This is a genomic window from Vibrio sp. 1288 (genome assembly GCF_033344475.1).
The window spans coordinates 1-14,128 of record NZ_JAWPOX010000061.1; the positions used below are offsets into that span (position 1 = coordinate 1).

At 41.7% G+C, this 14,128-nt stretch carries 10 protein-coding genes and 3 pseudogenes; 3 read left to right on the top strand and 10 right to left on the bottom strand.

Annotated elements, in window-relative coordinates; genetic code table 11:
- Positions 1 to 261: 261 nt before the first annotated feature.
- The 6 genes from R8O11_RS23980 to R8O11_RS24005 form a co-directional block, all read right to left on the bottom strand.
- On the bottom strand, positions 262 to 2,430 hold the full coding sequence (locus tag R8O11_RS23980) for a polysaccharide biosynthesis tyrosine autokinase (protein WP_318194513.1): 2,169 nt from the start codon (positions 2,428 to 2,430) through the stop codon (positions 262 to 264).
- A gap of 75 nt (positions 2,431 to 2,505) precedes the next feature.
- Positions 2,506 to 2,946 carry a low molecular weight protein-tyrosine-phosphatase gene (locus tag R8O11_RS23985; protein WP_225452332.1) on the bottom strand — a complete coding sequence of 147 codons (441 nt, stop codon included), beginning with the start codon at positions 2,944 to 2,946 and terminating at the stop codon, positions 2,506 to 2,508.
- Positions 2,947 to 2,965: 19 nt separating this feature from the next.
- Entirely contained in the window at positions 2,966 to 4,102 is a 1,137-nt protein-coding gene (locus R8O11_RS23990; RefSeq protein ID WP_225452333.1) for a polysaccharide export protein, read from the bottom strand.
- A gap of 164 nt (positions 4,103 to 4,266) precedes the next feature.
- Positions 4,267 to 5,394, bottom strand: a complete 1,128-nt coding sequence (locus tag R8O11_RS23995) for an ISAs1 family transposase (protein ID WP_318194514.1) — start codon at positions 5,392 to 5,394, stop codon at positions 4,267 to 4,269.
- A 115-nt stretch (positions 5,395 to 5,509) separates the two neighbouring features.
- Positions 5,510 to 6,640 carry an ISAs1 family transposase gene (locus tag R8O11_RS24000; RefSeq protein ID WP_318194515.1) on the bottom strand — a complete coding sequence of 377 codons (1,131 nt, stop codon included), beginning with the start codon at positions 6,638 to 6,640 and terminating at the stop codon, positions 5,510 to 5,512.
- A gap of 134 nt (positions 6,641 to 6,774) precedes the next feature.
- Positions 6,775 to 7,899: an ISAs1 family transposase gene (locus tag R8O11_RS24005; protein WP_318194516.1), complete on the bottom strand. Its 1,125-nt coding sequence runs from the start codon at positions 7,897 to 7,899 to the stop codon at positions 6,775 to 6,777.
- A 699-nt stretch (positions 7,900 to 8,598) separates the two neighbouring features.
- On the opposite strand from R8O11_RS24005, the pseudogene R8O11_RS24010 reads away from it, so the two are divergent.
- Positions 8,599 to 8,994, top strand: a pseudogene (locus R8O11_RS24010) (IS110 family transposase); the annotation flags it as partial.
- Positions 8,995 to 9,007: 13 nt separating this feature from the next.
- Here R8O11_RS24010 and R8O11_RS24015 read toward each other — a convergent pair.
- Positions 9,008 to 9,963: pseudogene (locus R8O11_RS24015) on the bottom strand (IS1595 family transposase).
- Positions 9,964 to 10,025: 62 nt separating this feature from the next.
- Here R8O11_RS24015 and R8O11_RS24020 point away from each other — a divergent pair.
- A pseudogene (locus R8O11_RS24020) lies at positions 10,026 to 10,904 on the top strand (group II intron maturase-specific domain-containing protein); the annotation flags it as partial.
- Between the two features lie 292 nt (positions 10,905 to 11,196).
- On the opposite strand, the gene R8O11_RS24025 reads toward R8O11_RS24020, so the two are convergent.
- The 3 genes from R8O11_RS24025 to R8O11_RS24035 form a co-directional block, all read right to left on the bottom strand.
- On the bottom strand, positions 11,197 to 12,201 hold the full coding sequence (locus R8O11_RS24025; protein ID WP_318194517.1) for an IS110 family transposase: 1,005 nt from the start codon (positions 12,199 to 12,201) through the stop codon (positions 11,197 to 11,199).
- Positions 12,202 to 12,449: 248 nt separating this feature from the next.
- Positions 12,450 to 12,755 carry a helix-turn-helix domain-containing protein gene (locus R8O11_RS24030; protein ID WP_001963940.1) on the bottom strand — a complete coding sequence of 102 codons (306 nt, stop codon included), beginning with the start codon at positions 12,753 to 12,755 and terminating at the stop codon, positions 12,450 to 12,452.
- Positions 12,745 to 13,095, bottom strand: coding sequence for a type II toxin-antitoxin system RelE/ParE family toxin (locus R8O11_RS24035; RefSeq protein ID WP_225452307.1), 351 nt, complete (start codon positions 13,093 to 13,095; stop codon positions 12,745 to 12,747). The genes R8O11_RS24030 and R8O11_RS24035 overlap by 11 nt, the downstream gene beginning before the upstream one ends.
- Before the next feature lie 274 nt (positions 13,096 to 13,369).
- Between R8O11_RS24035 and R8O11_RS24040 the strand changes: the two genes are divergently transcribed.
- The gene (locus R8O11_RS24040) at positions 13,370 to 13,996 is read left to right on the top strand and encodes a recombinase family protein (protein ID WP_318194518.1); all 627 of its coding nucleotides are present in this window, start codon (positions 13,370 to 13,372) and stop codon (positions 13,994 to 13,996) included.
- The last annotated feature ends 132 nt before the right edge of the window (positions 13,997 to 14,128 follow it).

The window sequence follows — 14,128 nt, forward strand, 5'->3', positions numbered from 1 at the left end:
GGCTACGACGATTAATGGGTGTAGCCGATCAGATCGTAGCTTCTTGATTTAGTTCCATCGATTTAAGCAACAAAGCCGATATAAATATCACGCAGATCACGAAGCTTTATAACTCGTCAATTGTGCTTATTTATATTCCTGCCTCTATACCTAGCCATAAGCTGAGACAGTTGAAATTATTCTGAAAAATACGACTTTGTCTGTAATCAATAAATAACTGACCAATTGGAACTCCTATGTCCCAATTGGTCCTTTAATTCATTATTTGCTATCGCTACTGTATGAATAGTTGTAGTAACCATATCCATAGTAACTTGATGCTTTCTTCTCCGTCGCATTCAGAATTACACCCTTCACTTCAACGCCAGATTGTTCAAAGCGGTGACGAGCAACATCAATCTCTTTTACAGTATTCATACCAAATCGTGTCACCATTAAGGTGGTTCCCGACAACGCACCAACAATACTCGCATCAGTCACCGCTAGTACAGGAGGAGTATCGATGATCACTAAGTCATATTGTTCACTAGCCCATTCAATCAAACGTTGAAAGCGAGGATGCATTAATAATTCTGATGGGTTTGGTGGAATCTGGCCACGAGCGATAATATCCAGGTTTTTTACCTGGGTATTTTTTACCGATTGTTCAAGCTCTATCTGACCAGATAAGAAATCAGAAAGACCATTATCCCAATTCAAACCAAAATCTTGTTGCATATACCCTTTACGCATATCGGCATCAATCAGCAATACTTTTTGTCCCGTTTTAGCTGCTACCGTCGACAAGTTAGTAGACACAAACGACTTACCCACACCAGGAGCAGGACCAGAAATCATCACCACATTATTCTTCGCTTCCATCATCGCAAAGTGCAAACTTGTACGTAAGCCACGCAATGATTCTACGGAGAGATCAGCCGGATTGTGTTCAGCGAGTATTGCTACTTCTTTATTTCGTATTTGCTTGTTTTTAAGAAGGTTTGAAAGCTCCAGTTGCAAAACAGATTTAGGCACACTGGCATAAACCGGCAAGCCAATACGTTCAATATCATCAGGATTTTCTACACCACGATTGAAAGCTGCTCTAACGAAAACAAAAGAGACACTCAATAATCCACCAAGTAGTGTCGCCAATACGACAATTAGCTTCTTCCTTGGTGCGATTGGATTGGCAAACGATTGAGCTGCATCAAGGATACGGACATTCCCTACCGTACCTGCTTTAACGATGTTTAATTCTTGAACCTTATTTAATAACTCAACATAAATTTGCTGGTTTACTTCTACATCGCGTGTCATTCGTAATATTTCACGCTGCATTTTAGGCATTTTCTGAATCTGCTTGTTTAAGCGTTGTCTCTCTTGCAAAAGGATAGAGCGCTTGTCCAACAGAGCGATATAGGCAGGATGATCTTTAGTATATTTTTTGCTAATTTCACTCTCTTTGAATGTCAACTCATTCAACTGTGATTCTAAGTTAACCGTCGCCTTTAAAGCCGATGTCGCCTCTAAGCTCAAATCAATCGAGTCATTATTCTGACGAAAAATATTTAATCTATCTTCAGATATCGTCAAATTATCTTTTACATCCGGTAGATGACTCTTTAAGAACGCCAGGCTTTTCTCTGCCTCAGCAGAATTACGTTCAACGTTTTGTAAAAAGTAGTTTTGTGCAATATCGTTAAGAATATCGGCAATGAGGACTTTATCTTCTCCCTTAAAGCCCATTTCTAACATGCCGGTACCGCTACCTCGTTCAACCAGTGTCAAGTTACCTTGCAACCATCCAATCGCATCTAACTTACTGCGCTTGCCCACTGAGAATTCAAAGCCATCTTCAGAGTTCAGCTCCGTTACAAACAGCTCATAACCATCACGCTTCGCTAATTCACCTGCTTTACCTTCTAAAACGACTTGGTCGTCACCTCGGACTAATTGATAGGTTTTTTGTTCAGCATTTAGAACAACAATTGAGTGACTACTATTTAAAGCGAAATCAGGGATAGCGAATCGACCAATCTTCAGATCATTTACTTCACCACGTAGACGCGCTAACCCTTTGCCAATATAAGGCATGTACTGAGGTGTCACGACAGTAGTCAGGTTAAATTTATCTACGGTGTCACCCAATATCATGCGTGAGTTAATGATTTGGATTTCAGTCGTGACTGAAGATTCAGATTTGAACATATCCCCCATATCACCGACTAACGCGCTTACTCCCCCAGAGCTTTTTTGTTCAATCTGAATCAGAGCATTGGCATTATAAATTGGCGTAGAAAGCAGAGCAGAAGCTACACCAAATAACGAGAACATAAAGGTTATGGCGATAATCAGCCATTTTGAGTCTAAAAGGATTCCGAATAGCTTACCTATATCAATATCGTCTGAGTGGATATTAATAGCAGGTCTGGATTGCTGTGGTGTCATTGTTTTGTTTTCCTGAAGAACAATCTAGGAGTAATTAATGGCCTGATCAAAACAAGCTCTCATAATAGATAGGCTCTATAGTTTTGCCGCCCAAGCATCTGCCGATTGATCTATAAGCTGATAAACATAATCAAACGCTTCTTTGCTTTGACGATAAGGATCGGGAATATCTTTTCTCCCAATCCACTCGCCGAATAGCATAGTTTTTCCTCGAGCTTCAGGAGCAATCTCAGTTAACGCTTCAATATGACCTTTTTCCATTACCAATATCAGATCGTATTGAGCACAAAGCGATGGAGTTAACTGTTGAGAACGGTGGTCACTTAAGTCAACTCCCAATCCTTGAGATACTTCAATCGCAGCGGGGTCTGCGGATTTGCCTACTAAGCCACTTTTTTCGGCACCAATTCCCGCCGAATCAACTTTCTTTGAAGGTAATCGTTGTCTCAATACTCGCTCTCCATAAGGAGAGCGGCATATGTTACCCACACAGACAACTAAAATTCTGTCAAACATACGGTTACATCTTTCCTTTCTATGGCCAAGTGCGTACACGCAACATTGCTTCAGTCAAATCGTTAAAGCCAGATATGCTTGGAACCAACATGCTGATTACTCGGTTCCAACGCGTTAACGGTGCCGCAGTCACATAGACGATATCGTATGGTTGCAGGTCGAACTCTGTACCAATCACCAATGCAGAAGCATCTTTAATATTTAACTGGTAAATATCTGCCAGATGTTGCGATTTATCTTTGGAGGTGCGAATAACAAACACACCAGTAGCATCCGCTGCTAGTTCATTAATGCCGCCTACACTACTCAGTGCTTCAGTCAGACTCATACCAGAACGATCGATTTTCAGCATTTGAGGGTTATTTACTTCACCCATCACAAACAGTTTCTGACTGTCGTTGCGTGGCACATGAATAATATCTCCACCTCGTAACAATCGGTTTTGAGTTAAATCACCACGTTGCATCAAGGCATATAGAGAAACGTGCTGCTCTTCTCCATTGCGTGTTAACGTCACGTTGCGCCAGTCGGCATCAGGAGCCAAGCCTCCAGCCTCATTGATTGCATCAAGTAGCGTTAACGGAATATTGGTTATTTCCTGTTTACCAGGAGAAGAAACCTCACCTGTTATATAGGCTTTTTGAGAACGGAATGCTGCAACATTGACATCAACCTGCGGGCTTTCAATGTACTTTGCCAAACGCTTTGAAACTTCACGACGGATCTCACTCGCGGTTTTACCAGCAACATTTACGGTACCAATGTAAGGATAATAAATAGTACCATCTGGGTGCACCCAGTTACCTGCTTCTGAAGCGCTGCGGTATGAACCTGCTGGAATAGTTAATTCAGGGTGATCCCATACAGTGATACTGAGAATGTCACCAGAACCTACCCGGTACTCATACTGCGCTACCTGCCGATCAAGCTCAGGATTGGCTTTAGAAGCAAAATAACCTGCTCCACTGTAGCTTGCTACCGTTTTAGCACTAAGTGTATGTAAATTGACGACTTCAGAAATGTCGGCGTTCTGATTAGCCTCATTAACATCTACAAGGTTTTTATTATTCGTAGACAAGTGTGAGCCCGGCAAAGTACAGCCGGCCAACAAGGTGGGTGCTAGCAACACTAGCATAAATTTTGATTTTAGTTCCATGTAAGCCAAATCATCAGGAGTTAAACTATGTTCGCGGGTTATTTTTATGGAAAACACACCAACATCAGCTATAGTTAAGTGACGCCAACGGTTGAACACCCTCAGGAGTTATGATGCCAGTCGAAGGCACCATTACAACCACGGAAACCGCATGAACATCACCGTCACGTAAGGCTTTCAAGAACCTTACTTAGGTAGTTTTCGTCCATTGCGCAGTTCATGCGCTTACGTTTAATACCACCTTTAAAGGTGGTTTCGCTCTTTAATAGGTTCAAACACATCTGCCTGATCCTTGCAAAAGCCTCTGCTCGATCGTCCGCTCTAATACGAGAGTTGTCCTCACAAAATGCAGTATCCAGCGACCAATGCATGACCTCTACACCCCAGTGAGAACGAGTCGCTTCAAGTAACGTTTGAGCTTCTAATTCTTTAGAGCATATGTAGTATCGAATACTCACATCTTGCTCTGTTGCTACTGCCGATTCTTGTCGAATTGAAGCCACGATGCCCATCGTTTTTAACTCAGGCCATTCATGTTCAATGTCACCCAAAACCGACAAATCGCGATTCACTAAAGCCACTCTCGTTTCTATTCTTCCGTGACTTTTTTCTTGAGTACTGTAAGAACTGCCATCGAAGTCTTGAAGCATGTCCATTCGAAAATAATCATTAAAGGCTTGCTCAAGCATTCCCTGATTGCCTTTAACTGCCAGTAAATAATCCGCTTCTTTATCGAGGATTTTCTGTGCTATTTTCTTTTGGCAGCCCATCGCATCAATTGTAATCAAGCAACCTTTTACGTCTAGCAAGTCAAGTAGCTTGGGGATCGCTGTAATTTCATTGCTTTTACTATCAACCTTCTGTTGACCAATGCTCATTCCATTCGCTGTCGCAAAAGCGTTCACCATGTGAATCGTTCCTTTGCCTTTCGAGCGATCATAAGAGCCACGTAATGTTTTACCGTCGATGGCTATAACTTCACCATCCGTCAGTGTATGACAGTCCTTCATCCAAGCAATGAAGCTTCTTTGCAACGCTGCAGGATTAATCATACCCATCACTCGAGACAGCGTATCCGCAGAAGGAATCCCAGCTTCAAAATGCCCATATCGTTTGAGGAAATCTAAGCGAGCATTACCAAAATCAATAATGCCATCCCAGCCATCGTGACCCGACAAAACACCACAAATTGTCAGCAAAATAATGTCTGATAATTTGTGTTCTACTTTGCTTTCTTGTCGATAGTCTTTAATGATTTGAAAGTGCATAAATGGGTTGGTTAACTCGCTCATATTTAGGCTCCTATATTGTCTAGGAGCTATTACAAAACAGCAGAAATGATCTACAAGGCGATCTTAGATTTCATTGGGTTACATTTGAAAACTGAGAGTAATGAGCAGGGCAAGATTACGAAGCCCCTTGCCCTGCAAGGACTTGCGAAAGGTAGCTGTTGCTACGGTTTGCTTTTTTCTGCTTTCTTTTGATACCAGCTTTAAAGCTGGTTTCTTCCGTCAGCAGGTTTAAAGCAATATGTCTTATAACCGCTAAGTTCTCACCCGCTTGCTCTCGACGTATTCGACATTCATCTTCTTTAAAACCAACGTCTAATCGCCAATGCATCTGATTTTCAATGCTCCAATGTGCTCGCGTGCTCTCTAGTAAAGCTTTCGCCGTCAGTTTTGCTGAGCTTATGTAGTGCTTGATTTGCATTGTTTCTGCTGGCTTATCACCTTCTTGACGAATTGAAACGACCATACCAATGGTGGAGAGTCCCGCCCAATCAAGCGCTATATCGCCTAAGAAATCTGTATTGTGAACAACCATACTCAAACGCGTTTCTGTACGACCATGTCCTTTCTCTTGAGTGACGTATTTATCACCTTCAAAACTATTGAGCATACTCGAATTAAACACTTGGCTAATCGCTTGCTCCAATCGTTTTTGATTACCTTTTACCGCTAAGAGGTAATCTGCATCTTGGCCGACTATCTTTTCAGCTATATTCTTCTGGCATCTCATAGCATCTATCGTCACTAAACAACCTTGTAAGGAAAGCATTTCAAGAAGTTCAGGGATCGCTTTGATTTCATTGCTTTTGTCTGCTGTTTTAACCTGCCCTAACACAACTTGATTTGCAGCACTAAACGCACTAACCATATGGATTACACCACAACGCTTGTCTTTGTTGTATGTGCTTCTGAGAGTTTTGCCGTCGATAGCAATCACTTCACCCTCAGTCACCTCATGACAGTCTTTCATCCACGCAGTAAAGCATCGTTGCAGTTGCTTGGCGGAAATAAGGTTGATAACTCGGGCAATGGTATCGTGCACTGGTATGCCTTGTTTGAAATCACCATACTGTCTAAGCCATTCCAAGTTATCTTCACCAAAATCTTCGATATCCTCCCAACCTTCAGCACCAGCAATCACTGCTGCAATTGTTAAGAAGATAATGTCGGTTAGCGTGTGCTCTATTTTCCAAGCTTGGCGAGGGTCTCGAATAACTGAAATATGGTCCAAAAGGCTTAATCCGTTCATTAGGCTAAATATCTACTGTTAAAAAACAGTATATGATCACACCTAAATCTGATCATCAAATCGATCTTGGATGTATTGAGGTTATTGTGACTTCAGTATCTAATTAATGCACGGAAAAATCATGAACATCCCCGTCAATAAAGGCTTGCCAGAACCTTCAAAAGGTACTCAGAATCCATCGCACACATCGCTCTTTTGTGTTTAATACTCGCTTTCAAAGTCGTTTCACGTTTCAGCATGTTCAAACACATCTGCCTGATCCTTGCAAAGTTCTCTGCACTTTCTTCCGCTCGTTTTCGGCAAGCATCTTCACCAAATGTTGTATCTAGGGACCAGTGCATCGACTCGAGCAACCAATGTGAACGCGTTGCATTTAACAATTCTTTAGCACTTAAATTCTTCGAGCTAATGTAGTATCTCACCGTGATTTCTGACTCTTTCGCCACGGCTTCTTCTTGCCTCACAGAAACAACGATACCCATCGTTTTTAGCTCGGGCCAATCAAACTCTAGATCACCCAAAACACTTAAATCTGTGTTGGTTAATGCCAACCTAGTTTCTTGTCTGCCACGCGATTTTTCTTGTGTGCTATAAGAATCACCATCGTGTTTTTGTAGCATGCTCATATCGAAATAATTATCGAATGCTTGCTCTAAACGACCTTGATTACCTTTCACCGCTAATAAGTAATCTGCGTTTTTGTTTCGTATTTTTTGAGCGATTTTCTTCTGACATCCCATAGCATCAATAGTGACCAAACAGCCTGATATATCAAGCAGTTCGAGCAACTCTGGGATAGCGGTGATCTCGTTGCTTTTTTCGTAAACTTTATGCTGTCCGAGACTAACGCCATTTTCAGTAGCAAAAGCGTTCACCATGTGAATAGCACCCAGGCCGCGAGAGTCATCGTAAGAGCCCCTAACGGTTTTACCATCAATGGCAATGACTTCACCCTTAGTTAGCTCACAGCAATCTTTCATCCATTCAATGAAGCACTTTTGTAGTCGAGTCGCATTAATCATTCCCATCGCTCTGGCTATCGTCGATGTTGAAGGTACGCCATGGCTAAAATCACCAAGTCGCTTCAAGAAATCCAACTTAGCTTCACCGTAAAGGTGAATCGCTTTCCAGTCGTCTTGACCGGAAAGTACAGCACAAATTGTTAACAGAATGATATCAGTTAACTTGTGTTCGACTTTGCCTTGCTGTCGGTAATCTGGAATGACATCGAAATGCATAAATGGGTGCTGGTTACTCATTGTTGGACCTCCAATTTGTCTATGGAGGTATTAGAAAACACTGAAAATGATCTACAAATCGATCATCGAACAATTGATTGTTATGTGATAACGCTAACTAGTTACGTTCAAAAATTGAGAGCTCAATACGTCATGAACCCCTTTAAACATGGGCATGTTGATGATTTTTCCCTGATTAATGAAAATATGATTTCACGTCATCCCTTATTACATAAGGGGTTTTCATGATCTTGCCCTGGAGTAATGAGGCATTGGTAACTAATTTTAAGCATCACCGCAGCCCTTATATATCAACGACCTTCATACGGTTTCCCTGTTTTTCAAGATAGTGTCAAATTTATTAGTGTTGGCTTGTGAACTCGAGAGCCATATGTAGTATTTAATCTCGTAAGCCATTTCAAGACGCTACCGCCCATCGGCTGTACGCAAACCACATAGCGCTAAACCCATACCAATAATAAAATTGGTATTGAGTTCTACTGACGTTTTTATTTTTAAGACGCTGATATATCGCGCCTATTTTTTATAGTTTCAAGCACAAACATTATCCATATTGGGCTCAAGATCACAACACCTTTTCGAACTCATATAGAACTGCGGATCCTAGTTCTGATCCGCCCCAGCAGATAATTGGACTCCCCTCCTTACTAACCGTAAGCTAGATAATTCTAAGCTTGCTACATAAAACTGGAGTTCAGCATGAAGAAAACTATCCTTGGTGTCGACTTAGCAAAGAAAGTGGTTCAAGTTTGTGTCTATGCAAACAAGAAGGTGCGTTCCAATACCGAAATGACGCCGAATGAATTCGCTTTGTGGTTAGCTAACTCCAAGCCAATGACAGTGATATTTGAAGCGTGTAGTACTTCCAATTACTGGAAGCAGCGGACTGCATCTTTAGGTCATGATGCCCGACTTATTTCTCCAAATTTAGTTGCTTCAGTAAGACAAAATCAAAAAACAGATAAGAATGATGCACTGGCCATTATTCAAGCTTCATTGCTTCCAGATGTCGCATTTGTTTCTGGAAAATCTGTAGAACAACAGCAGCTTCAATCCATAATGCGCATGAGAGAGCTTTGCATGAAGCAAAAATCAGATTATCGCTTGGCTATGTTCCCATTAACTGTTGTTGAATGTGGAACAGCCTGTTTTCGTTAAGGTTTTCTGGCGTATCCATATATCTAAACCAACCAAGATAATGATCAAGATATTTTGTGGCTACGCCATGAAACCGTTTTATCCAAAGTTTTAAACGGCTGTGGTACGCATTGACATTTTGAATGTGAAAGACTTTATCTATCACCTTTATGCCGCCAGCCACGTCTAACCGCTTGTGAATTAAATCATTTTTTGCTGACAGTGCGATGTAAGGCTTATAGCCATCACTACATAACACGCTGTCTTTTTCCAACTTACCAACCAGTTCTTGCTGCAATGTTTCGGTTGTGACGTCAGGCAAAATAGCTTCATAGGTGTTCTTGGCTCTATCCCTAACCGTCAAAACGGTCACCCAGTCTTCCTTAGAGCGACCCCGTTTTTGAGCTTTCATCCCGCGCTTATGTGGCGGACGGCTCAATTTTTTTGACCCTTTTTCTGAATACGGAAACAGGGTTTCGTCTGCTTCAATAATACCCTCAAGCCTACTCGCTTTTATCGTTGAGGTAAGGCCAGAAAACGGTGTCGCCATCGGAACGATGTTTTCAGGTTGATCCCACATTCTTCCGCACATGCACGCAAGACTTTGCTATCGAGCATACACCGTATGTAATCCAGCCAAAGCTCTTTGTATCTCAGCCAAGCTAGCGGAGTCGCTGTCGTTGCTACAAAGGTTTTACCGCAGTTTTTACAACGATATCGCTGCATCTTATTGACTTTGCCGTGTCGATTAATCAATGAGCTATGGCAGTGTGGACATTCAGGTTTTTCAACCATCCGCTCCTCAAGCTCGGATATCAACTGAGATGTGCTATGCGTCCCTTTTAGCCACTTTTTGATATAACGAACTTGGTTATCCGTTAGATGCTCAAGCTCGGCCATCAGCCTAGTAAATTGTGCTGGTATCATGGGTAAATCCTCGTTAGCTGGATCTACATACAGTGTAGCAACAATTTAAGGGAACATAGCCTATCGAAAACATACCAGCAGATAAACGGATGCTGGAACAATGGCTGAAATCTGGCTTTATAGATAAAGGGTTGTTCTACCATACCGACGAGGGTACACCGCAGGGTGGGATTATATCTCCCACTCTGATGTTGATGACACTTGCAGGTCTAGAACAGCGCATAAAATCTACCGCCCTCAAAAAGGGTGCGAGAGCCAACTTTATTGGATACGCCGATGATTTCGTCGTCACCAGTGCCTCAAAGGAAGTGCTGGAGAACGATATCAAACCGTTGATTGCTGAGTTCTTAGCGGAAAGAGGCTTAACACTCTCCGAAGAAAAAACGCACATTACCCATATCAGCCGTGGTTTTGATTTCCTAGGTTTTAATCATAGGAAGTACAAAGGGAAGTTGCTCATTAAGCCGAGTAAATCCAACACGCTACTGTTCCTAAGTAATTTGCGCGAACTCATCAAAAAGCACGCAACCATCCCTGTCAACGATTTAATCAAGTTGATAAATCCGAAACTCAGGGGCTGGTCGAATTACTATCGACACTGCGTTGCTAAACAGATATTCGGATATGTAGGTCACAAACTATTCCATGCGTTATGGCACTGGGCTAAAAGGCGTCATCCGACTAAGTCTAGAACTTGGATCGCCCTTAAATACTTCATCAACCGTCAAGGTCAATTGCAGTTTCACGGTTGGCAGAAGATCATGGATATGGATTGTCAGTTCAATCTGTATCAAATAGCTAAGGTGCCGATTGAGAGACATGTGAAAATCAGGAGTGCTGCAACGCCTTTTGATCCTCAATACCAAGAATACTTGGCTAAGAGAAAATCAAAGAAGCAATGCCGTAACTCTTGGCATGAGCCTGCGCTCGCCGCTTTATAAGTTGCTGGGTGCCAATCGGTGCCTTCGTGAAGGCTTTAGCCTAGTGCGGTGAAAGTTGCACGCTGGGTTCTTATATGGACTCCCTCGGAAAATCAACAAAAAACAAAATAAAAACAAGTATAGATGCGCTCTTATATACGGGCTTTCTTGAGGAGCTACCTCGCCCTAAAATGTAGTCGCACCAATAGGCTAAGTCTTAGGAACGGCATCATTGTGCCTTAGAACCCAACTAGCTTCTATTGGTCGGTCTTACCTGTTTTACCATAGTTCTATGTTGATTATGCTCGGTATATCAAGCTAATTTTCCTAGCTGGTACACTGAGTCATTCTTTAAAAGAGCGTAAGCTGTTCGCACGGTTTTATTTGCTAACGCAATCGCAGCAACTTTCTTCCCACGTCTCTCTATTAAAGCTTTTAACCATTGTTCTTTATTTGTTCTAGCTGGGCGATTCACTACCAGGCTAACGACCGAAAGCGCTCCTTGAAAAAGAGTTGAACGGAGTCGCATGTCGGCACTTTTCTTTGATATATGCCCAATACGTTCTTTACCGCCAGAACTATGCTGTTTTGGTGTTAAGCCTATGCTGGCTGAGGCACTTCTTCCACTTGAGAAGTTCTCGCCTTTCCCTAATCGCAGGGCAAGACCTAAAGCCCCGAAAGGACCAACACCTTCAAGTTTCATTAGCTTTTGACACACATCATTATCTTTAATTACTATCTCTATCTGAACAAGCAAATGTTCCCACAACCGAAGAAGTACGGCTCTGAACCGATCAGGTAATCCATTTTGTGCATCTTCAAGAACAAATGGAATCCCTTCTCTTAACGAAGTTAATCCTTGGGGAAGAATGATCCCAAATTCTGACAGTAATCCACGAATATGATTACTTTGAGCTATCTGGTGCGTGAGAGCTAAATTTCTGGCTCGTTCCATTGATTGCATTGCTTGCTCATCCACAGATTGAACTCGAATACTATAGATATGCTCAAGTGATGCTGCGGTGGCAATAGCAAGAGCATCGTTCTTATCTGTTTTTTGTTTTGTTTGAAATCCCTTAACCGCACGAGCGTTGATCACTTTGACTTGATGACCAGCGGTTTTTGCATATCTCGCCCAATAATGAGCACTTGAACACGATTCCATGGCCACTAATGAAAGCTTCTCTTTAATTAGAAGTTCTTTGAGCTTCGTTCTGCTAATTTCGCGATTGTATATAACTTTTCCTTGTGGGCTTAATTTACAAACCTGAAAGACATTTTTTGCCAAGTCAATCGCTATAACGTTATATTTTTGCATTGTATGGACTCTTGGTTAGGTTTTGGTCAACTTCAACCGTAGCTCCCTGAGGAAAGGGAGTCCATACATCTTAGAGGGGCGACACTTGGTAACAGGTGTCGTCTACTCGACATTTTCAATTTAGAAATGGCAGCGTCCCGATGTCATCGCTGCCATTTTAGTATGATTTATTACTCTTCTACACCGCACTTGCGTCCCTACAAGCAGGGAGAGTAACCTAATATGCAACTCAGATAATCATTTCAGCATTACACTGGGAAGCCAAAATGTTTTCCATCTGGCAGTTCTACATCAATGCGAAGCTTACCACCGGTCGCTTCGATGTATTTTTTTAGAGAACTAAGACGTAAATCTTTGCCAGATTTTTCTAAATTGGCAACTGATGGCTGGCTAATGCCCATAGCTTTAGCGATTTCTACTTGAGATAGATGGGTGATCTCTCGAAGCTCCGCAAGTCGAATATCAAGAAGCATATCCGCTGCTTTTTCTTTAGCGGCAGCAAGTGCTTCTGGTGACATTTTTGCGTCAAGTACGCTTAATGGGTTACTTTTCATGTTTAAGTTCCTCTAAATGCTCATCAAGTTCTGCATCAGCAATCGGAATCATCTTTTTGTAGAATCTCTTATCGCCAGTTTTATCACCGCCACATAAGATAATTCCTGTTCTTTCTGGGTCAAAAGCAAAGAAAGCCCGGATAGGTTTCCCATTGCTTTGCACCCGTAACTCTTTCATGTTGCTGTGCTTTGAATCTTCCACTGTATCAGCGTATGGTCTGCTCAGTTGCGGCCCTCTTTCAAGAAGGACCTGAATGCATGCGCGGACATTAATCTGATCGCTTTCATCTAGTGATAGAAACCACTCGTCAAAAAGCGGTCTAGTTACTACATTCCACATGTTTTATCTTTGCTTTCTTAGTATAGACTATATTCTATATAGATTTCTATCTATATACAATCATATCAATTTTGATAATCACTCAGCCCTACAGATAACAAACGCAAATTCTATGGTTAAGCAATGCCTCGGTTAAAATAAAATAGTCTGAATTGGGTACACCTCAAGCAAACCATATCACATCTTTGAAAAACTGGTTCGTTTATTATTGGTTTTACACCCTACGTGGACTAATATTGAATACCATACTTAAAACAGACCGAAGTAATAAAAAATGTTCATACGGGGCTACCTAAGAGCATCAACTGGTGAACAGGATGCTAATCGTGCTAAAACAGAATTAGAGCAGTTTGCTAATCAAAAAGGTGTACGTATTGCCAGTTTCTATATTGAAAACCAATCAGGTTCTAAGCTAGAAAGAGCTGAGCTGTCACGTTTAATAGATGATTCTCATCAAAATGATATTTTGCTTATCGAAAAGGTTGATAGGTTATCAAGATTGCCATATGAACAATGGAAACTGCTCAAACATCAATTAGTTGATGCGGGACTTCATATTGTTGTTCTTGACCAGCCAATGACTCATGCAGCCCTCAGTGGTAACGCCGAAAGTTCTATGATTTCAAAAGTGCTCACTGAGTTTATGATTGATCTCGCTGCGGCAATGGCAAGGGATGATTATGAGACTCGACGTAAAAGACAGGCACAGGGAATACAGAAAGCAAAAACCTTGGGTAAATACCAAGGAAGAAAACCAGATCTCAAGCTGAGAGAAAACGTAGCACTTTTACTTAGTGAGGGGAAAAGTTGGTCTCAGATTCAACACCTTTTACGCTGTAGCCGATCAACTATTGCAAAGGTCAAAAAGCAGGGTAACTCTGGTAAAGACTTCACTTTGTAAGAAGGAATAAATCTAAGCAAATTTTTCCTTTAGAAATATAAGGTTATGCTCTTAGCGTATGGAATGGACTTCCTCCCTATCACTCAGCCGTTAGTTCTGAGATGATAAATTCACCATTTCATACGGAGATAA

Coding starts and splice junctions, on each gene's coding strand:
- R8O11_RS23980 (WP_318194513.1), bottom strand. CDS start 2,430: ATGACACCACAGCAATCCAGACCTGCTATTAATATCCACTCAGACGAT.
- R8O11_RS23985 (WP_225452332.1), bottom strand. CDS start 2,946: ATGTTTGACAGAATTTTAGTTGTCTGTGTGGGTAACATATGCCGCTCT.
- R8O11_RS23990 (WP_225452333.1), bottom strand. CDS start 4,102: ATGGAACTAAAATCAAAATTTATGCTAGTGTTGCTAGCACCCACCTTG.
- R8O11_RS23995 (WP_318194514.1), bottom strand. CDS start 5,394: ATGAGCGAGTTAACCAACCCATTTATGCACTTTCAAATCATTAAAGAC.
- R8O11_RS24000 (WP_318194515.1), bottom strand. CDS start 6,640: ATGAACGGATTAAGCCTTTTGGACCATATTTCAGTTATTCGAGACCCT.
- R8O11_RS24005 (WP_318194516.1), bottom strand. CDS start 7,899: ATGAGTAACCAGCACCCATTTATGCATTTCGATGTCATTCCAGATTAC.
- R8O11_RS24025 (WP_318194517.1), bottom strand. CDS start 12,201: ATGCAAAAATATAACGTTATAGCGATTGACTTGGCAAAAAATGTCTTT.
- R8O11_RS24030 (WP_001963940.1), bottom strand. CDS start 12,755: ATGAAAAGTAACCCATTAAGCGTACTTGACGCAAAAATGTCACCAGAA.
- R8O11_RS24035 (WP_225452307.1), bottom strand. CDS start 13,095: ATGTGGAATGTAGTAACTAGACCGCTTTTTGACGAGTGGTTTCTATCA.
- R8O11_RS24040 (WP_318194518.1), top strand. CDS start 13,370: ATGTTCATACGGGGCTACCTAAGAGCATCAACTGGTGAACAGGATGCT.